The sequence below is a fragment of the Aquabacter sp. DMC10 genome (assembly GCF_056314145.1).
Map to the genome: position 1 here is coordinate 256,519 of NZ_JBQUYX010000004.1, position 20,914 is coordinate 277,432.

Sequence of the window (20,914 nt, forward strand, 5' to 3'; positions counted from 1 at the left end):
GACCTCTGACGTGTCCATGAAAGAGAATGGTCCAAATCGGTTCCTTCACTCGCGTGGTGCCCGCGCCACGGCTTATGTTTCTGGCGTTTGTCCGCCGCTGCGCGCGCCCTCCGGTACCACTTGCCGACCCCCTGGTCCGCGCCGTGTCCTCCCCTGGCGCGTCCGGCAAAGCGGCACCGCGGGCGGCGGCTTGCATTGACAAGCCTCCCCCCCGTTCATAAGTGTCCCCGCGGTATGGTGGCGACCCTTGCCCCATGCCGTGCGCCGGCGTGCGCGCCTCCCCTTTGGGAAGTGGGGCGCGGCATGTCCGGGACTTGATGATGCCGTCTTCCCGGTGTCCAAGGTTCCGGCGCGACGAGGGACCAGATTTCCGGAGGGCCGGGCCGCCCGTCTGCCCCCTCCGCGCTCCGAGACGGAACGGATAGAGATTTTACGATGTTCGGTGGACTTGCCCGCAAGATTTTCGGCTCCGCGAACGACCGCAGGGTCAAGGGCTTGCGCCCCAAACTCCAGGCCATCAATGCCCTGGAGCCGCAGATGGCGGCGCTGAGCGACGATGAATTGCGCGGGCGCACCGCCGAGTTCCGCGCCCAGCTGGCCGCCGGCAAGAGCCTCGACGATCTGCTGGTGCCTGCCTTCGCCACCGCCCGCGAAGCGGCCAAGCGCGTGCTGGGCATGCGCCCGTTCGACGTGCAGATGCTCGGCGGCATGGTGCTCCACGAGGGCGGCATCGCCGAGATGAAGACCGGCGAAGGCAAGACGCTGGTGGCCACCGCCCCGGTCTATCTGAACGCGCTCGCCGGCAAGGGCGTGCACGTGGTGACGGTGAACGACTATCTGGCCCGCCGCGACGCGGAATGGATGGCCCGCATCTACCGCTTCCTCGGCCTGACCACGGGCATCATCGTCCACGGCCTCGACGACGAGCAGCGCCGCGCCGCCTATAACAGCGACGTCACCTACGCCACCAACAACGAGCTGGGCTTCGACTATCTGCGCGACAATATGAAGTATGACCGCTCGCAGATGGTGCAGCGGCCGCACTTCTTCGCCATCGTCGACGAGGTGGACTCCATCCTGGTGGACGAGGCGCGCACGCCTCTCATCATTTCCGGTCCGCTGGACGACCGCTCCGACTTCTACAACACCATCGACACCTACATCCCCCGCCTCACCAAGGAAGACTATGAGGTGGACGAGAAGCAGCGCTCCGTCGCCATGACCGAGGCCGGCATGGAGAAGATGGAGCAGATGCTCTCCGAGGCCGGGCTGCTGAAGTCCGACTCGCTCTATGACATCGAGAATGTCTCGGTGGTCCACCATGTGAACCAGGCGCTGCGCGCCCACACGCTGTTCCAGCGCGACAAGGACTATATTGTCCGCAACAACGAAGTGGTCATCATCGACGAGTTCACCGGCCGCATGATGCCTGGCCGGCGCTATTCGGAAGGCCTGCACCAGGCGCTCGAAGCCAAGGAGCGCGTACAGGTGCAGCCGGAGAACCAGACTCTGGCCTCCATCACCTTCCAGAACTATTTCCGCCTCTATGAGAAGCTCGCCGGCATGACCGGCACCGCCTCCACCGAGGCGGCCGAGTTCGCCGACATTTATCGCCTCGACGTGGTGGAGATCCCCACCAACGTGCCGGTTTCCCGCATCGACGACGATGACGAGGTCTATCGCACCGCCGCCGAGAAATATGACGCCATCATCAAGGTGATCGGCGAGGCGCACGAGAAGGGCCAGCCGGTGCTGGTGGGCACCACCTCCATCGAGAAGTCGGAGCTTCTGGCTTCGCTCCTGGTGAAGGCCGGCTTCATCCAGAAGGACTTCTCAGACCCCGAGGCCTTCAGCGGCCACACCCCCGGCAAGGTGTTCGCGGTGCTGAACGCCCGCTATCACGAGCAGGAAGCCTATATCGTCGCCCAGGCCGGCGTCCCCGGCGCCATCACCATTGCCACCAACATGGCCGGCCGCGGCACCGACATCCAGCTCGGCGGCAATGCGGACATGCGCATTGCCCACGAGCTGACCGACGTGCCGCCGGATTCGCCCGAGCGCGCCGCGCGCGAGCAGGCCATCCGCGACGAGGTGCTGGTGCTCAAGAAGAAGGCGCTGGCGGCGGGTGGCCTGATGGTGCTCGGCACCGAGCGTCACGAGAGCCGGCGCATCGACAACCAGCTGCGCGGCCGCTCCGGCCGCCAGGGCGACCCCGGCCATTCCAAGTTCTTCCTCTCCCTCGACGACGACCTGATGCGCATCTTCGGGTCCGACCGGCTCGACGGCATGCTCCAGCGCCTCGGCCTGAAGGAAGGCGAGGCCATCATCCACCCCTGGATCAACAAGGCGCTGGAAAAGGCGCAGCAGAAGGTGGAAGCGCGGAACTACGACATCCGCAAGAACCTCTTGAAATATGACGACGTGCTCAACGACCAGCGCAAGGTGGTGTTCGAGCAGCGCCTCGACCTCATGACCGACGACAATGTCGCCGAGACCGTGGAGGAGATGCGCCACACCGTCATCGCCGACCTCGTCGCCAAATATATCCCCGCCAATTCCTATCCCGAGCAGTGGGACGTGAAGGGCCTCGACTTCGCCGTGCGCGACGTGCTGACGCTCGACCTGCCCATTGAGGACTGGGCCAAGGAAGAGGGCATCGGCGGCCCCGAGGTGGTGGAGCGCATCACCCGGCGCGCCGACGAATGGATGGCCGGCAAGGTCGCCAAGTACGGCCCCGATCTGATGCGCTATGTGGAGAAGTCCATCCTTCTCCAGACGCTGGATCATCTGTGGCGCGAGCACATCGCCATGCTCGACCATCTGCGCCAGGTGGTGGGCCTGCGCGGCTATGCCCAGCGCGACCCGCTGAACGAGTACAAGTCGGAAGCCTTCCAGCTGTTCTCGGCCATGCTGGGCCGGCTGCGGGAGATCGTCACCACCCAGCTGATGCGGGTGGAGATCGTCACCTCCCCGCCGCCCCAGGAGGAACTGCCGCCCATGGAGGCGCACCATATGGACCCGGTCACCGGCGAGGACGAGATGGCCTCGGCCGCCGCGGCCCTGGGGTTCCGTCCCGCCCCTGAAGTGGCGGGCGACGTGGCCGTTGCCAACCGCGACCCCAACGACCCCTCCACCTGGGGCAAGGTGGGCCGCAACGAGAATTGCCCCTGCGGCTCCGGCAAGAAGTTCAAGCACTGCCACGGCCGCTTCGCCTGAGGCGGGCCGCGCCTTCGGGCGCTGGGGTGAATTGAAGAAGGGCGCTCCCGCTGGGGGCGCCCTTTTTTTTGTTTGCGCGCGGGTGGGGTGAGGCGCCGTGCACACGGCGGGTGAAACTTTTGCATCGGTCAGGTTAACCTGATTGACAGAGTGGGTTGCACCTTGTTCTCTGCCGGGCAGAACCCCGGAGCCCCGCCATGGTCACCACCACCCTCGGCATCAAGGTCGACGACACCCTCAGGGAGCGGCTGCGCCTCGCCGCCGAGCGCCATGGGCGCACGCCCCATTGGATGCTGAAGCAGGCCCTCGTCACCCTGCTGGACCGCCTGGAGGCGGAAGGCGGCGCCACCGATCTTTCCGGCGCGGACGCGACTTTGGCCGAGGCGTTGGCGGGCTCGGGCGGGGAGAACCCCTTCCTGGACTTCGCCCGCTCCGTGAAGGCGGAGGGCCATCTGCGCAGCCGCATCACCGCCGCCTATCGCCTGCCGGAAGACGAATGCGTGCCGCGCCTCGTCGCCGAGGCGAGCCTGCCCGATGCGCTGGCCGACGAGGTGGCCGCCACCGCCCGCACCCTGGTCACCGCCCTGCGCGAGAAGGCGGGCCGGGGCGCGGTGGAGGCGCTGATCCGGGAATATGACCTCTCCAGCCAGGAGGGCGTCGCCCTCATGTGCCTGGCCGAGGCGCTGCTGCGCATCCCCGACCGCCCCACCCGCGATGCTCTCATCCGCGACAAGATCGGCCGGGGCGACTGGCTCTCCCACCTCGGCCACAGCCGCTCTTTGTTCGTGAACGCGGCCACCTGGGGGCTGCTCGTCACCGGCAAGCTCACGGCCACCGCCAGCGAAAGCGGCCTGTCCTCGGCCCTGACGCGCCTTGTGGGCAAGGGCGGCGAGCCGCTCATCCGGGCCGGCGTGGATCTGGCCATGCGCATGATGGGCGAGCAGTTCGTCTCCGGCCAGACCATCACCGAAGCGCTTGCCAATGCCCGCAAGATGGAGGCGAAGGGCTTCCGCTATTCCTATGACATGCTGGGCGAGGCGGCCATGACGGCGGCCGATGCGGACCGCTATTTCGCCAGCTACGAGCAGGCGGTGCACGCCATCGGCAAGGCTTCCGGCAAGCGCGGCATCTATGAGGGGCCGGGCATCTCCATCAAGCTGTCCGCGCTCCATCCGCGCTATTCCCGCGCCCAGCGCGAGCGGGTGCTGGCCGAACTGCTGCCCCGCGTGCGCGCCCTCGTGCACCTGGCGCGCTCCTATGACATCGGGCTGAACATCGACGCGGAGGAGGCCGACCGGCTGGACCTCTCCCTCGACATTCTCGAGCAACTGGCCTTCGACCCGGACCTTGCCGGCTGGAACGGCATCGGCTTCGTGGTGCAGGCCTATCAGAAGCGGGCGCCCTTCGTGCTCGACTTCGTCATTGATCTCGCCCGCCGCAGCGGCCGGCGCATGATGGTGCGCCTGGTGAAGGGCGCCTATTGGGATGCCGAGATCAAGCGCGCCCAGGTGGATGGCCTGGAAGGCTTCCCGGTCTATACCCGCAAGGTCTATACCGACGTCTCCTATCTCGCCTGCGCCCGCAAGCTGCTGCGCGCGCCGGACGCGGTCTTCCCGCAATTTGCCACCCACAATGCCCAGACGCTTTCGGCCATCCTGGCCATGGGCGGCGGCAATTATTATCCCGGCCAGTATGAGTTCCAGTGCCTGCACGGCATGGGCGAGCCGCTCTATGAAGAGGTGGTGGGCGCGGACAAGCTGAACCGGCCCTGCCGCATCTATGCCCCCGTGGGCACCCACGAGACGCTGCTCGCCTATCTGGTGCGGCGCCTCCTGGAGAATGGCGCCAACACCTCCTTCGTGCACCGCATCGCGGATGCGAACATCCCCATCGAGGCGCTCATCGCCGATCCCGTTGCGGAAGCCGCCGCCATCCGCCCCCAGGGCGCGCCCCATCCTCGCATCGCCTTGCCGCGCCGGCTGTTCCCGGACGGACGGGTCAATTCGGCGGGGCTGGACCTCTCCAACGAGCAGCAATTGGCGGCGCTGGGCAGTGCGCTGCTCGCCAGCGCCCATGAGGCGCATCTGGCCGAGCCGCTGCTGGCCGACGGCGCGATGGAAGGGGAGGGGCGCCCCGTGCGCAATCCCGCCGATCTGCGCGACGAAGTGGGCCGCGTGGTGGAGGCGGACCCAGCCCTCGCCTCCCGCGCGGTGGAAGAGAGCGCCCGCCTTGGCGCCGTGTGGCCGGCGACCCCGCCGCATGAGCGGGCGCGCTGCCTGCGCCGGGCAGCGGATTTGCTGGAAGAGCGCATGCCGAGCCTGCTCGGACTCATCGTGCGCGAGGCCGGCAAGTCCCTGCCCAATGCGGTGGGCGAGGTGCGCGAGGCGGTGGATTTCCTGCGCTATTATGCGGCGCAGGCGGAGGGCTTCGACAATGACACCCATCGCCCGCTGGGTCCGGTGGTGTGTATCAGCCCCTGGAACTTCCCGCTCGCCATCTTCACCGGCCAGGTGGCCGCGGCGCTCGCCGCCGGCAATACGGTGATCGCCAAGCCCGCGGAGGAGACTCCCCTCATTGCCGCCGCCATGGTGGGCATGCTGCGGGAGGCCGGGGTGCCTCCCGGTGCGCTCATTCTCCTTCCCGGCGATGGCACGGTGGGCGCGGCGCTGGTGGCCGATGCCGGCGTGCGCGGCGTCATGTTCACCGGCTCCACGGAAGTGGCCCGCCTGATCCGCGCCACGCTCGCCCAGAGGCTGGGTCCCGATGGGCGGCCCATTCCCCTCATCGCGGAGACCGGCGGGCAGAATGCCTTGGTGGTGGATTCCTCCGCACTGGCGGAACAGGTGGTGGCGGATGTGATCGCGTCCGCCTTCGATTCCGCCGGCCAGCGCTGCTCGGCCCTGCGCATCCTGTGCCTCCAGGAGGAGGTCGCCGACCGGACGCTCGCCATGCTGCGCGGTGCGTTGAAGGAATTGCGCATCGGCAATCCCGCGCGGCTCGCCACCGATGTGGGGCCGGTCATCACCGCCGGCGCGCGCGAGGGCATTCTCGCCCATGTGGCTGCCATGCGGGAGAAGGGCTTTGCCATCGAGGAGGCGCCGCTGCCGGAGGAATGCCGGCACGGCACCTTCGTCGCCCCGACCCTGATCGAGATCGACGCCATCGGCGCGCTCACCCGCGAGGTGTTCGGCCCCGTCCTCCATGTGGTGCGCTATGCCCGCGAGGACCGGGACGCGCTGCTTCAGGCCATCGCCGCCACCGGTTATGGGCTCACCTTCGGCCTTCACACCCGCATCGACGAGACCATCGCCGAGGTGACGGCGAAGGCCAGCGCCGGCAATCTCTATGTGAACCGCAACCTCATCGGCGCCGTGGTGGGCGTGCAGCCCTTTGGCGGGCACGGCCTGTCCGGCACCGGCCCCAAGGCGGGTGGGCCGCTTTATGTGAACCGGCTTCTGGCGGTGCGCCCGGCTTATGCGCCCGGGGAGGGCAACGCTCCGGCCCCGGACGCCGCCGCGTTGGCCTGGGGCGCGCATCTGGAAGCCAAGGGCGTGCCGGAGGCGGTGGTGGCCCGCTGCGCGCGGCTGGCGGCACGGGCGCTGCCTGGCCGGGTGCAGGAGCTGGCGGGGCCGGTGGGCGAATCCAATCTCTATGCCCTGAAGCCGCGCGGCACGGTGCTCTGCCACCCCGCAACCTCGCTCGGCCTGGTGCTCCAGGTGGGTGCGGCGCTCGCGGCGGGCAATGGCGTGCTGCTGGACGCGCCAACCTCCCTCGACGGCCTGCTGGAGGGCTTGCCCCCGGCGGTGGCCGCCCGGATCACGCGGGTGCGCGGCCTGCCGGAAGGGCGGCTCGATGCGGTGCTGTTCGAGGGCGACGCCGACACCTTGCTCGCCCTCGACCGGCAATTGGCGGAAAGGGACGGGCCGCTGGTGGCGGTGCACGGGCTCTCCGCCTCCGAACTGGGGGAGGGGGCCGACTATCCGCTGGAATGGTTGCTGGAAGAGCGCTCCATCAGCACCAATACGGCGGCGGCCGGCGGCAATGCCTCGCTCATGACCATCGGCTGACCGCCCGGCGACACGGCCGGTGCTGCCGCGCCCTCTCCCCGACGGGGGGAGGGCTTTTTCGTGCCCTGGGGGGGACCGTGTCCGAATGTGGAAAAATCCGCTTGCGTATTGCTGATGAATTTCGATATTCATCAGCAATCAGATCGGATGAACCCATGGCAGTGACACGGCCCAAGGAAACGGCAGAGGAAACCCGCGAACGCATCGCGCGGGTGGCGGAAGAGCTGTTCCGCCGCATGGGATTTGCCAAGACGGCAGTGGCTGACATCGCCGCTGAGGTGGGCATGTCGCCGGCCAATGTCTATCGCTTCTTCCCGTCCAAGACCGCCATCGTGGAGACCATCTGCAACCGTTGCCTCGGCGAGATCGAGGAGGAGGCGCGAGCCATCGCGCGGGCCGATGTGCCCCCCGGCCAGCGGCTGGAGGAGATGTTTCTCGCCATCCTGAAGTATCACCGGGACAATTTCCTGGTGGAGCGGCGGGTGCACGACATGGTCCTGGTGGCCATGGAGAACAATTGGGACTCCATCGAGGGCCACAAGGAAAACATCAAATCGATCATCGCCGGGCTGCTGAAGGAGGGGGTGGAGGCCGGTGTTTTCCTCCCCCATCCCCACACCGACGTGCCGGAGATCATCATGGGCTGCATGGTGCCCTTCTGCCATCCGGTGCTGGTGGTCCAGTGCATCGAAGAGGATCTGGACGGCCAGTTGCGCAACACCATGCGCTTCCTCCTGCGCGCCATCTCCACCGCGCCGGCGCCGCTCTGAGCCCCCGGCGCTCTGCGCCGGGGTCTTTTTGTCCCTTTTTTCTGACGAAGATGAACTTTCGTCAGTCATGACACGTAACCCTTCACCCCGTTGAACCGGACTTCGCGCCATGCCCGCCCTCTCGTCCCCTGTTCCGGTCCAGCCCGCCTCCGGGCGCGCGCTTCTGCTGCGCCTGCTCCCCGTCCTCGGCCTCGGCCTGCTGCTGGCCGGCTGCGGCGATCCCGCCCCCGCCGAGGAGGCCGGTCCGCCTGCCCGCCCGGTGCAGGTGATGACGGTGGCGATGGCCCCGCTGGAGGCGGACAAGAGCTTCGTGGGCGTGGTGCGGGCGCGGCGGGAGATCGACCTGTCCTTCCGGGTGGCGGGCAAGGTGGTGCAGCGCTTCGTGGATGTGGGCCAGCGGGTGAAGGCGGGGCAAGTGATCGCCACCCTCGACCCGCAGGACCTGCGCCTGCAATTGGAAAGCGCGGAAGCCGAGTTTGCCGCCGCCACCGCCAATCTCGCCCAGACCACGGCCGAGGACGGGCGCTACCGCACCCTCACCGCCCGGGGCTTTGCCTCCAATGCCGACCTCGACCGCAAGACGGTGGCCAAGGAAGAGGCCGCCGGCCGGCTTGAGCGGGCCCGCCGCGCCCTGGATCTGGCCCGCAACCAATTGGCTTACACCGACCTGAAGGCCGACGCGGACGGCGTGGTCATGTCCACCTCCGCCGAGCCCGGCCAGGTGGTCACCGCCGGCCAGACGGTGGCCCGCATCGCCCGCCTGGACGAGAAGGAGGCCGCCGTCGCCCTGCCGGAAACCGCCCTTGCCTCGGCCCGCGCCGATACCGCCACGGTCACCCTCTGGGCCGAGCCCAACCGGGTGTTCAAGGCGCGCCTGCGCGAACTGTCCCCCCAGGCCGACGCGACCAGCCGCACCTATGCCGCCCGCTTCACCATCGAGAATGCCGACGACACGGTGGCCTTGGGCATGACCACCTTCGTCATCTTGCGTCCCACCAATCTGGTGAATGTGGCCCGCCTGCCGCTCTCGGCCGTGTTCGACAAGGGATCGGGCGCGCGAGTGTTCGTGGTCGATGCCACCACCCATACCCTGGAGGCGCGCCCCGTGACGGTGGCCGGCTATACCTCCGATTCCGCCCTGGTGTCCGAGGGCCTCACCGGCGGGGAGCAGGTGGTCACCATGGGCGTCCAGACGCTCGACCCCGGCCGCGTGGTGCGCACGGTGCCGGCGGCGGTGAACGTGGCCGGCGCGACGCCCGCGCCCGCATCCGCCAAGTGACCGGGGGGCCGACCATGTCCAACGACGCGCCGGCGGACGGCTTCAACCTCTCCCGCCTTGCCATCACCCACCGTGCCTTGACGCTGTTCGCCATTCTCCTGGTGGCCGCGGCGGGGGTCTATTCCTACTTCAACCTGGGACGCGCCGAGGACCCCTCCTTCACCATCAAGGTGATGGTGGTGAGCGCTGCCTGGCCCGGCGCCACCTCCACCCAGATGCAGGAATTGGTGGCCGATCCCATCGAGAAGAAGCTGCAGAGCCTCGCGCATCTCGACCGGGTGGAGACCTATTCCCGCCCCGGTGTCAGCTTCATCCAGGTGACCCTGTCGGACTCCACCCCCGCCAGCGAGGTGAAGGCCCTGTGGTATCAGGTGCGCAAGAAGGTGGACGACATGAAGGGCGACCTGCCCTCCGGTGTCATCGGTCCCTTCTTCGACGACGAATATGGCGACGTCTATTCCAACCTCTACATGCTCTCCGGCGACAAGGTCGCCCCCGCCGAGCTGAAGCGGCAGGCGGAAATCATCCGCCAGAAGCTGCGCCGCGTGCACGACGTGCAGAAGGTGGACATCATCGGCGAGCGGCCCGAGCGCATCTATATCGAGTTCAGCCACGCCCGCCTGGCCACCCTCGGCATCACCCCGCAGCAGGTGTTCGATGCCGTGGCACGGCAGAATGCGGTGGTCTCGGGCGGCGCCGTGGACACCAAGGCGGACCGCATCAACCTGCGCCTGTCGGGGGCCTTTTCCGGGCCGGAGGCCATCGCCGCCGTGCCGGTGGCGGCGGGCAATGCGGTGTTCCGCCTGGGCGACATCGCCACCGTCAAGCGCGGCTATGAGGACCCCGCCAGCTTCCTGATCCGCCAGAACGGCCGGGATGCGGTGGGCATCGGCGTGACCATGGAGCCGGGCGCCAACATCATTTCCTGGGGCGAAGACGTGAAGGCGGCCATGGACAAGGCCATCGCCGAACTGCCCGTGGGCATCGACGTCACGCAGATCGCCGACCAGCCGCACATCGTCTCCCTGTCGGTGGGCGAGTTCCTGCGCACCTTCGCGGAAGCGCTGGTGATCGTGCTGGTGGTGTCCTTCCTCTCGCTGGGCTGGCGCACCGGCATCGTGGTGGCGCTGTCCGTGCCGCTCGTGCTGGCCATCGTGTTCGTGGTCATGATGTCCATGGACATGGACCTCCACCGCATCACGCTCGGCGCCCTCATCATCGCGCTGGGCCTGCTGGTGGACGACGCCATCATCGCCATCGAGATGATGGTGGTGAAAATGGAGGAGGGATTCGACCGGGCCCGCGCGGCCACCTTCGCCTGGAGCTCCACCGCCTTCCCCATGCTCACCGGCACGCTGGTGACGGCAGCGGGCTTCCTGCCGGTGGGTTTCGCCAAGTCCTCGTCGGGCGAATATGCCGGCGGCATTTTCTGGGTGGTGGGCATCGCGCTCATCGCCTCCTGGTTCGTGGCGGTGATCTTCACGCCCTATCTGGGCTACATGCTGCTGCCGGAGTTCAAGAAGAAGCCGGGCGAGGGGGGCCATTCCGCCCATGACCTGCACGACGGGCGGCTCTATCGCATCCTGCGGTCCATGCTGGGCGTGTGCCTGCGCCACCGCTTCCTGGTCATCGGCGTCACCTTCGGCCTGTTCGCCCTTTCGGTGGTCGGGTTCGGCGCCGTGCAGCAGCAATTCTTCCCCACCTCCACGCGGTCCGAACTGTTCCTGCAGATGCGCCTGCCGGAGGGCACCTCCATCTCGGTCACCGAGGCCACCGCCCGCAAGGCCGAGAGCCTGTTCGCCGGCGACCCGGACGTGGTCACCGCCACCACCTATGTGGGCCAGGGCACGCCGCGCTTCTGGCTCGGCCTCAATCCGGTGCTGCCCAACCCCAATTTCTCCGAGATCGTCATCGTCACCAAGGACACGCAGGCCCGCGACCGGCTGAAGGCCAAGCTCGACGCGGCCATTGCCGATGGTGCGCTGGGCGAGGCGCGGGCGCGGGTGGACCGCTTTGTTTTCGGCCCGCCGGTGGGCTTCCCCGTGCAGTTCCGCGTGGTGGGGCCCGATCCGGCCCTGGTGCGCAAGATCGCCGAGGATGTGCGCACCGTCATGGCCCGGGACGGGGACGTCATCGATCCCCATCTGAACTGGGGCGAGCGGGTGAAGTCCATCACCCTGGAAGTGGACCAGGACCGCGCCCGCGCCATCGGCCTGACCACCACCGACATGGCGCAGACCCTCCAGACCTTGCTCTCCGGCTATACGGTGACGCAGCACCGGGAAGGCAATCTGCTCATCGACGTGGTCGCCCGCGCCGTGCCGGAAGAGCGCATCGACCTGGAAAAGCTCTCCACCCTCACGGTGGGCACCCGCAATGGCGTCGCCGTGCCGCTGGGGCAGGTGGCCCGCATCGCCTATGCCTATGAGGAGCCCATTCTGTGGCGCCGGGACCGCGACCTGGTCCTCACCGTCCGGGCGGACATCACGGAAGGCGTGCAGGCCCCGGACGTGACCGCCCGCATCCTGCCCAACCTCGCCGCCCTCAAGGCCGGCCTGCCGGCGGGCTATCGGGTGGAAGTGGGCGGCTCCGTGGAGGAAAGCGAGAAGGCCAACAAGGCGCTCGCCGCGGTCTTCCCGGTGATGATTATCGCCATGCTGTCCATTCTGATGATCCAGCTCCAGAGCTTCTCGCGCCTTGCCTTGGTGCTGGTGACCGCGCCACTCGGCCTCATCGGGGCGACGGCGGCGCTGCTCATCGCGCACCAGCCCTTCGGCTTCGTGGCCCTGCTCGGCCTGATCGCGCTTGCCGGCATGATTATGCGCAACACCGTCATCCTGGTGGACCAGATCGACACCGACATCGCCGCCGGCCATGCCCCGGCCGAGGCCATCGTGGACGCCACCCTGCGCCGCGCCCGGCCGGTGGTGCTCACCGCGCTGGCGGCGGTGCTGGGCATGATCCCGCTCACCCATTCGGTGTTCTGGGGTCCCATGGCCATCACCATCATGGGCGGCCTCTTGGTGGCCACCCTTCTGACCCTGCTGGCGGTGCCGGCCATGTATGCGGCCTGGTTCCGGGTGAAGGTGTCCGCGCCCGCTCCCTCCAGCGCCCCCGCGCCCTCGTCCGCCGTGCCGGTGGCCCGCTGAGGCGTGCCCTTTTCCATTGGGGCGGCGGACCCGTTCGCCGCCTCTCCCGTTCGCCAGCGACCGGCCCGACCGCAACCGGGCCTCATGCTGGTGGAGAACCCCGCATCCGGCCACCGCCCCCTTCGGCCGGATGCGGGGCAGCTACCCTAACGGGAGGTAAAGCGCTAATATCAGGGGGAGGCAGCCGCGAGACCGAGCAAAGGTCAGCGCGCCGCATGCGCGGCCCGGCATCCGGGCGCGCTTCAGATTGAGGTGGCGGTACCTTGCCCCACCTCTACCCTCCGCCGGCTGCGCGGCCCAAGCCCCCACCCGGGCTGCGCGCCAGAGCGGGGAAACCCGCATCCGGTCATCGCCCCCAAGGACCGGATGCGGGGGACTCCCGCTGGGGAAGCCGAGATCGATGCCGATCACAGGCCTGGCGCGGGAGGGGACGCGGAGCCACCGGCTCCGTCTGGACATCGCGGCCGAGCGCCTGTGGCCCCCGGTCGTCGGTCAGACCGCGACGGCTTCCTCCAGCAGCGAGATGCGCAGCGGTTCATGGCCGGTGACGGCCAGGAAGCGCAGCAGCTCGCCGGGGGCCAGCGTCGTGGTCTTCTCATTGGTGAGCGGATGGCAGTTCACATAGGACGCCGCCAGCAGCACCTCGTCGATGGCGATGGTGACCTCGCGCTGGGGATCGTTGGCGGCGGCTAGAAGCGTCACCGCGCCGGGCAGGACGCCGAGCTTCTCATAGAGCGCTTCCGCCGAGCCGAAGGACAGGCCACCCCGGGCGCCGATCTTGGATCGCAGGCCCTTCAGGTCCACGGGCGTGCCTTCCTCGATGGCCACGAGGTAATAGTTCTTCTTGGAATCCCGCAGGAACAGGTTCTTGGTGTGGAGACCGGGAATCTCGCCCCTCAGCGCCTGCGACTCCGCCACCGTGTGCACCGGAGGGTGGGAGTGGGTGGTGGCCGCGATACCGTGGGCGTCGAGAAAGTTCAGAAGGCCGTCGGGCGTGAGAGGCATGGTTCAACTCTGATCCGGTCGCGAGCGGAGCTGGACGGCATGCGGGCCGCGGGCAAGCGGATCGGGAAGGACGCGGCGTGCGTCCCGCCTTCTGCTCTTGCCCTCTTGCGCCGCACCGGAACCCTCAACAATCCCGGCTGCCGCCGACTTCGGACAGCGTCGCTCTGCCCTGGCCGAAGCCCGAACTCCCCGCGCATCTACTCCCTGAAGCTTGCACCAGCCGGCAGATGCCACCCGGTGAGCTTGCGCCAGCCCGGCGGAGCCGGCCGGACTGGTCCTTTGTCACCCCGCCGGAGCGGGGATCGCTGCGCCGCAGCAGGTGCGGCGCAACACAGTGCGTCGGACAGCGGCCGGACGCAAGCCGGCTCCCCATCCCACTTTCGATGAATCTGCGCCTGAGGTCAGATCTTCTGGTTGTATTCGCCCACTTCCGGGTGGGTGCGCAGCACCGCATCCACCGCCTCGAACATCTCGCGCATGCGCGCCTCGGAGACGGGGCTTTCCACCACCACCACCAGTTCGGGCTTGTTGGACGAGGCCCGCACGAGGCCCCAGGAGCCGTCCTCGGTGGTGACGCGCACGCCGTTCACCGTCACGAGGTCGCGGATCTTCTGGCCGGTGACGAGGGCGCCCTCGGCCTGGAGACGCTCGAAATGGCTGACCACCTTGGCGACGATGCCATACTTGGCTTCGTCCGCGCAGTGGGGGGACATGGTGGGCGAGGACCAGGTCTTGGGCAGCGCCAGGCGCAGCTCGGAGAGCTTCTTGCCGGGGTTGCGGTCCATCATGTCGAGCACCGCGATGGCGGAGACGAGGCCGTCGTCATAGCCCCGGCCCACCGGGGCGTTGAAGAAATAGTGGCCGGACTTCTCGAAGCCCACGAGAGCCCCGGTCTCGTTCACCCGGCGCTTCATGTAGGAATGGCCGGTCTTCCAATAGTCCGCCTTCACGCCGAGCTTAATCAGCTCGGGATCGGTGGCGAAAAGGCCGGTGGACTTCACGTCCACCACGAAGGTGGCGCCGGGGTGCAGCTTGGCGAGGTCGCGGGCGAGCATGACGCCCATCTTGTCGGCGAAGATTTCCTCGCCCTCATCATCCACCACGCCGCAGCGGTCGCCGTCGCCGTCGAAGCCCAGCGCCAGGTCCGCCTTGTGCTCCAGCACCGCGTCCCGCATGGCATGGAGCATCTCCATGTCCTCGGGGTTCGGGTTGTATTTGGGGAAGGAATGGTCGAGCTCGCAATCGAGCGGGATCACCTCCGCGCCCAGCGCTTCCAGGATGCGCGGGGCAAACGCGCCGGCCGTGCCGTTGCCGCAGGCGCAGATCACCTTGATGGGGTGCTGCAGCTTCGGCCGATTGGTGAGGTCCTTGATATAGACCTCCGGGAAGCCTTCGACGAACACATAGGAGCCGCCGCCGCGCAGGTCGAACTTGGCGCCGAGCACGATCTCCTTCAGGCGGGTCATCTCGTCGGGGCCGAAGGTCAAGGGGCGATTGACGCCCATCTTCACGCCGGTCCAGCCATTGTCGTTATGGGAGGCGGTCACCATGGCCACCGCCGGCACGTCCAGCGCGAACTGGGCGAAATAGGCCATGGGGGACATGGCCAGCCCGATATCGTGCACCTTGATGCCCGCCGCCATCAGGCCGGACACCAGCGCCAGCTTGATGGAGGAGGAATAGCTGCGGAAGTCGTGGCCGGTGACGATTTCGGGCTTAACGCCCATCTCATGCATCAAGGTGCCCAGGCCCATGCCGAGCGCCTGGATGCCCATCAGGTTGATTTCCTTCTGGAACAACCACCGCGCGTCATATTCCCGAAAGCCGGTCGGCTTCACCATGGGCTCGGATTCATAAGCATAGGTGTTGGGCGTCAGAGCGGGCTTCGGGGTCGGAAACATGCACGGCCTCTCCGGCAACAATGGGATGACACGACAAGCCTCGCCCGACACACGAAAGCAAGGAGAAAAACTTGCCGCCTTCGGGCGATCTTTTGGGTGCCTGCAAACCGAGCCTTCAATGCGACCGAACTGCGAAGGTTCCATGACGTCTTCGCGGAAACGGCAAGACTGTTGCAGCGCAACGATCCGGTGACCGCAAAAGAAATCCGAAAGGGGGTGTCGGAATGCCCGGGGCGGCTGCGTCTTCCATGGGAGGATGGGCGCGCGGCCCGTGCCTCCCGCCGGGGATGGGCGGATCGAACGCAGGGCCGGGCGTCGCCGGCCAAGCAAGGGGAGGCTTCATGATCGTTCAGCCCTATCTGTTCTTCGACGGCCAATGCGAGGCGGCCTTGGCTTTCTACGAGGCGGCGCTGGGTGCCGAGGTGGAAATGATGATGCGCTTCGGCGAGGCGCCGCCCGCCCCGGGCGGCGCGCCCTCGGAGGGCTGCGACGGCGGCCCCGGGCCGCAGAATGCCGACAAGATCATGCACGCCTCCTTCCGGGTGGGCGACACGGTCATCATGGCCTCTGACGGAAACTGCGGCGGCGCGCCCAAGTTCGACGGCTTCTCGCTCTCCATCTCGGTGTCGGACACGGCCAGCTGCGAGCGCGTCTTCGCCGCGCTGGGCGAGGGGGGCGCGGTGATCCAGCCGGTCATGGCCACCTTCTTCTCGCCCGCCTTCGGCATGGTGCGGGACAAGTTCGGGGTCTCCTGGATGGTTCTCGTCTACGGCTGACCCCGTCCCCGGCCGGGCGCCGCAACCCGCCCGGCCGGGGGTGTGATGTGTTCTTTTGGTTGTGTTTAATTTTATATTGCAACTTTAAGTTAATATTGGTTCAGTGATCCCCATTGGGATGGGGGATCACATGAAGCGTGCATTTGCGGCAGGCCTCGCCTGCCTCATGGTCGCCGGCTGCCAGACGGACGGCACCGCGCTGGCGCCGGCGACGCCCGCCTATCGGGACTTGGGGCCGACGATCCGGCTAATGGGCTATGAAGATGTCCTTCTGCCCTCGACCGCCTATGGCCCCGGATCGCTCGTCACGTCCCGTAAAGGCAGCGGCGGCGTGAGTCCGCCGTTGCGGCTCGCCTATATCTGCAACCCCAGATATACGCCCGCGCCGCTGCCGCTTGTGGACCCGGCGGCCTCCGCGCAGACCGCACTCAGCCTCAGCGGCGCCTTCAATGTGGAGGCCACCGTGCTCAAGGCGATCGGCGTCGGGGGCAAGGCGGAGGCGGTGGAGAGCGTGACGCTTTCCCTGTCGGACGTGACCGTGGAGCAACTGGCGCTGGACGACCTGGAAGCCGTTGTCCAAGGTCTGGGTCCGACTTGCAAAGCGCTTCTGAAAAAGTATCGGAACCAGGGTAAAGCCTATCAGACCCTGCAGGCGGTGCGGGCGACGGTTACCTATCAGGTCACCTTCAAGCAAGGGGTGTCCGCGGAGGTGAAGAATGCCGTCATCCGTTCGCTCGGCCTGAGCGCGGGCGCCAATGCCCAGCGCACCGGCGACAGCTCGGTGGCGGCCAAGGGCCTCTATCTGGGTCTCAACCTGGAGAAGGTTGGAGGCTAGTCCTCTCTTCGCCCTCTCTTCGCCTCGCCGGCCGCGCCGCATGCCCGGCGTGGACCTGGCCTTCGGACCTGCCGACGCGTGCCGTCCCACCGGTGCGCGTCCTCCACAGACCTCCGCAATACCCCGTGCAGACTTCCCCAACTGCCTCTAAGCTGAGGGTCCCGCCTGTCCGACCTCTTCCGTTGGGGCAGGCTGCCGGGCCTTCTTTCGCGGAGGGCGCGGCTTCGACGTAATCTGGTCCCGGTCTTGCAGGCGCCGTCGGCAAGCGCGGACCGGGACACCGCTCCACACGTCAAGGCCGCCGTCGAGGCGGCGCAGAGGGAAGCCAGATGATGAAGAAGCTTTTGATCGCAGCGGGCCTCGCCCTGGCCGTGGGAAGCCTGGCCGTGGGAAGCCTGCCCGCTTCCGCCGACGTGCTCGACAAGATCAAGGAAAAGGGCGTGCTGGTGGTGGGCGTGAAGGCCGACTACAAGCCCTTCGGCTTCCGCGATCCGTCTGGCGCGATTGTGGGCATCGAGCCTGATCTGGCGGCAGATGTGGCCAAGCGCCTCGGCGTGAAGCTGGAACTGGTGCCGGTGATCTCCGCCAACCGGATCGAGTTCCTGCAGCAGGGCAAGATCGACCTGATGATCGCCACCATGTCGGACAAGCCCGAGCGCCGCAAAGCGGTGCTGGCCATCGACCCGCAATACTATTCCGACAGCGTCAACATCCTCCTGTCCAAGAAGGCCAAGCTCGCCAGCTGGGACGACCTGAAGGGCAAGGTGCTCTGCGGCACCTCGGGCGCCTGGTACAACAAGGAAGTCTCCGCCAAATACGGCGCCGAGGTGAAAGCCTTCGACGGTTCGGAGAAGCCCCTGTTCGCCCTCAAGGGCGGCGAGTGCATCGGCTACCTGTATGACCAGACCTTCGTGCAGGGCAAGCTGCTGGATGCCGAGTGGAACACCGACTATGCCATGCCGCTCCCGGGCGTGATGGAAGCCCCTTGGATCCTGGCGGTGGCCCCCGGCGAGGACAAGTTCGCCAAGTTCATGACCGACACCACCATCGACTGGATGAAGACCGGCTTCATCGTCAGCGAAGAGAAGAAGTGGGGCATCGAGCCCACCGATTACTCCAAGCGCATGCACGAGAAGTACAAGGGCAGCTGAGCCGAGGCCTGATCCGGCCGGCCGGGCGCGCCCTAAAGGCGCCGTCCGGCCGCTTTCCGCTTCTGCCGCCGGTCGCGCCCCGCGCGCCCGGCGTCCAAGTTTCGGCGTTTCGCGGGGGCCTCGCCCCCGGCTTCCTGCGGCGGCTCATCCATGGAAATGGTCTCGGACTGGTTTCGTGAGCTCTACGAAACCACGGGCATCAACCTGACCATCGTCTATGACGCCTATGACCGGCAGCGCTTCCTGTCGGGCCTTGGCATGACGGTGTATCTGTCGGTGGTGTGCATCCTCATCAGCCTCGTCATCGGGGCGGTGGGCGCCTGGGCGCAGGGCAGCCCGCTGCGCATCGTGCGGGCGCTGGTGAACGGCTTCGTCATCATCTTCCGCAACACCCCGCCGCTGGTGCAGATCTTCTTCTTCTATTTCGGCCTCGGCCAGATCCTGCCCCGCATCGAGGGCGCGGACGGCATGCGCGTGCCCATCCTGTCCAATGTGCAATGGGCCATCGTCTCGCTGTCCCTGTTCGCCGGCGCCTTCAACGTGGAGATCTTCCGCTCCGGCCTTGAAGCCGTGCCGCGCACCACGACCGAGGCGGCGGAGGCGCTCGGCTATACCCGCCTTGGCGTCTATCGCCATGTGCTGCTGCCGCTGGCCCTGCGCATCTGCCTGCCGGCGCTGAACAACAATCTGGTCAACCTTTTGAAGACCACGACGCTGGCCTATGCCATCGCCGTGCCGGAGACGCTTTATGTCTCCAAGCAGATCTGGACCGACAGCCAGAACGTGCCGGTCATGATGACCGTGCTGCTCATCGTCTATACGGCGCTGGTGGGCCTCCTGGTCTTCATCATGCACCGGTGGGAGAAGATGCTGGCCATTCCCGGCTTCGGCCAGGCGGGTGCGAAATGAGCAAGGCCTCATCCCCCATGGCGCCCGCCACCCCCACCGGCCCGGACAGCGTGCTGCCCGTTCTCCTGCCCTATCGCCTGCGGCCGACTGCGCCGCTGCGCTGGCCGCGGCTTGGGCTGGTCTCCCTTGTGGGGATTGCTGGCCTTGCCTTGTTCATCGGCGGCATCGCCCATGCCCAGTCGGGAGCGGACCGGCTCTCGGCGATCGCGGTGATCTGGAAATGGCTGCCCCTCCTGATGTCGGGCTTTGCCTTCAACATCCTCATCTCCGTGCTGTCCATGTCGCTGGGGACGGCGGCGGGGCTGGTGCTGGGCCTGGTGCAGGTGGGCGAGAGCGCGCTCCTGCGCAAGGCGGCCTGGGGCGTCACCCAGTTCTTCCGCAACGCGCCCTGGCTGGTGCTCCTGTTCTTCGCCATGTTCATGATCCCGTTCCAGTTCCGGATCTTCGGCACCACCATTCCCTTCCCCGACTGGGTGAAGGCGGTGATTGGCTTTGCCCTGCCGGTGATGGCGAACGTGTCGGAGATCGTGCGCGGCGCGGTGGCCTCGCTGCCGTCGGGCCAGTGGGAGGCGGCGGAATCGCTGGCCTTCTCCCGTCGCCAGACCATGTGGCGGATCATCCTGCCCCAGTGCATCAAGCGCATGCTGCCGCCCTGGATGAACCTCTATTCCCTGGTCACCATGGCCACCGTGCAGGCCTCCATCGTGGGGGTGACGGAAATGCTCACCCTGACGGCGCAGGTGCACGCCGCCGAGGGCGGACGGCCGGATCTGCTGGCGCCGCTCTATGGCTTCGCCATGCTGTGCTTCTTTCTCTACTGCTATCCCATCGAGCGCTTCACCCTCTATCTGGAGCGGCGCTTCCAACTCCACCAGTGACCGGCGCGCGGAGGCCCTGTTGACGGCTCCCCACTCTTCCAACCCGGCCGAGGATTTCGGCTGGACCCCCGACCAGCCCTTGGTGCGGGTGATGGATGTCTACAAATCCTTCGGCACCTTGCCGGTGCTGCGGGGCGTGTCGTTCGACGTGCGCAAGGGCGAGGTCGTGTGCATCATCGGCCCCTCCGGCTCGGGCAAGTCCACCCTCATCCGCTGCATCAATGCGCTGGTGCCCATCGATTCCGGCACCATCCGCGTGGAAGGGCAGGAGGTGAATGACCCCGATCTCGACAAGCTGGCGCTGCGCCGCAAGGTCGGCATGGTCTTCCAGCAATACAATCTCTTCCCCCACCGCACCGCGCTTCAGAACGTGATGATGGCCCCCCTCCACGTCCTGAAGCAGGACAAGAAGGAGGTGGAAGCCCGCGCCCGCGCGCTCCTCGCCAAGGTGCGCCTTGCCGGCAAGGAGGATGCCTATCCCGGCCAATTGTCCGGCGGCCAGCAGCAGCGCGTGGCCATCGCCCGTTCGCTCGCCATGCGGCCCGACGTGATGCTGTTCGACGAGGTGACCGCCGCCCTCGACCCGGAGACGGTGAAGGAGGTGCTGGTCACCATCCGCGAGCTGGCGGAAGAGGGCATGACCTGCATCCTGGTCACCCACGAAATGGGCTTTGCCCGCGAGGTGGCGGACCACATCTATTTCACCGATGCGGGCGTCATCGTGGAGCACGGCCCCCCCGCCGAATTCTTCGCCGCCCCCAAGGACCCCCGCACCCAGGCCTTTCTCGGCCAGATCCTCTGACCGGACCGGGGCGTCCTTCGCCGCCAACCCGCCGCCGCCGCGGGCGGGCCGGCCGTCATGCGCGGTGCGCACGGGCCCGCGCGCGGCGGCCGGGCAGAGGCGTCCGTCGCCTCCTTCCCCTGGGGCGCCAGGCAATCAGAAGTTGAAATATGTGCAGCGCAGCGTTCGGCGCGGGG

General features: G+C 67.5%; 13 protein-coding genes. 11 read left to right on the forward strand and 2 right to left on the reverse strand.

All coding sequences use genetic code 11. The features are described 5' to 3' along the window. Positions 1-435 precede the first annotated feature (435 nt). The 5 genes from secA to ACT54L_RS12960 all read left to right on the forward strand — a co-directional run bounded on the left by secA (position 436) and on the right by ACT54L_RS12960 (position 12,481). A complete protein-coding gene (secA, locus tag ACT54L_RS12940) occupies positions 436-3,216 on the forward strand; it encodes a preprotein translocase subunit SecA (protein WP_476085995.1) in 2,781 nt (926 codons plus the stop codon). Positions 3,217-3,413: 197 nt separating this feature from the next. Continuing rightward, positions 3,414-7,283 (forward strand): trifunctional transcriptional regulator/proline dehydrogenase/L-glutamate gamma-semialdehyde dehydrogenase, encoded by a 3,870-nt coding sequence (putA, locus tag ACT54L_RS12945; RefSeq protein ID WP_476085996.1) that lies wholly within the window; start codon positions 3,414-3,416, stop codon positions 7,281-7,283. 155 nt (positions 7,284-7,438) lie between these two features. Then, entirely contained in the window at positions 7,439-8,053 is a 615-nt protein-coding gene (locus ACT54L_RS12950; protein ID WP_476085997.1) for a TetR/AcrR family transcriptional regulator, read from the forward strand. Between the two features lie 109 nt (positions 8,054-8,162). Then, a complete protein-coding gene (locus ACT54L_RS12955; RefSeq protein ID WP_476085998.1) occupies positions 8,163-9,332 on the forward strand; it encodes an efflux RND transporter periplasmic adaptor subunit in 1,170 nt (389 codons plus the stop codon). A 14-nt stretch (positions 9,333-9,346) separates the two neighbouring features. Continuing rightward, positions 9,347-12,481: an efflux RND transporter permease subunit gene (locus ACT54L_RS12960; protein WP_476085999.1), complete on the forward strand. Its 3,135-nt coding sequence runs from the start codon at positions 9,347-9,349 to the stop codon at positions 12,479-12,481. A gap of 492 nt (positions 12,482-12,973) precedes the next feature. On the opposite strand, the gene ACT54L_RS12965 is transcribed toward ACT54L_RS12960, so the two are convergent. Together ACT54L_RS12965 and ACT54L_RS12970 are read right to left on the reverse strand one after the other, a co-directional pair. Then, positions 12,974-13,486 (reverse strand): prolyl-tRNA synthetase associated domain-containing protein, encoded by a 513-nt coding sequence (locus ACT54L_RS12965; RefSeq protein WP_476086000.1) that lies wholly within the window; start codon positions 13,484-13,486, stop codon positions 12,974-12,976. A 401-nt stretch (positions 13,487-13,887) separates the two neighbouring features. Further along, positions 13,888-15,387 carry a phosphomannomutase/phosphoglucomutase gene (locus ACT54L_RS12970; protein ID WP_476086001.1) on the reverse strand — a complete coding sequence of 500 codons (1,500 nt, stop codon included), beginning with the start codon at positions 15,385-15,387 and terminating at the stop codon, positions 13,888-13,890. Between the two features lie 341 nt (positions 15,388-15,728). Here ACT54L_RS12970 and ACT54L_RS12975 point away from each other — a divergent pair, with 341 nt between their 5' ends. The 6 genes from ACT54L_RS12975 (at position 15,729) to ACT54L_RS13000 (ending at position 20,738) form a co-directional block, all read left to right on the forward strand. Further along, complete coding sequence (locus ACT54L_RS12975; protein ID WP_476086002.1) at positions 15,729-16,163, forward strand: VOC family protein; 435 nt, start codon at positions 15,729-15,731, stop codon at positions 16,161-16,163. Positions 16,164-16,293: 130 nt separating this feature from the next. Next, the gene (locus tag ACT54L_RS12980) at positions 16,294-16,998 is read left to right on the forward strand and encodes a hypothetical protein (RefSeq protein WP_476086003.1); all 705 of its coding nucleotides are present in this window, start codon (positions 16,294-16,296) and stop codon (positions 16,996-16,998) included. A 332-nt stretch (positions 16,999-17,330) separates the two neighbouring features. After that, positions 17,331-18,149, forward strand: a complete 819-nt coding sequence (locus ACT54L_RS12985; protein WP_476086343.1) for a transporter substrate-binding domain-containing protein — start codon at positions 17,331-17,333, stop codon at positions 18,147-18,149. 150 nt (positions 18,150-18,299) lie between these two features. Next, entirely contained in the window at positions 18,300-19,058 is a 759-nt protein-coding gene (locus ACT54L_RS12990) for an amino acid ABC transporter permease (RefSeq protein ID WP_476086004.1), read from the forward strand. Continuing rightward, on the forward strand, positions 19,055-19,936 hold the full coding sequence (locus ACT54L_RS12995; RefSeq protein WP_476086005.1) for an amino acid ABC transporter permease: 882 nt from the start codon (positions 19,055-19,057) through the stop codon (positions 19,934-19,936). The genes ACT54L_RS12990 and ACT54L_RS12995 overlap by 4 nt, the downstream gene beginning before the upstream one ends. Positions 19,937-20,027: 91 nt before the next feature. Next, on the forward strand, positions 20,028-20,738 hold the full coding sequence (locus tag ACT54L_RS13000) for an amino acid ABC transporter ATP-binding protein (protein WP_476086344.1): 711 nt from the start codon (positions 20,028-20,030) through the stop codon (positions 20,736-20,738). The last annotated feature ends 176 nt before the right edge of the window (positions 20,739-20,914 follow it).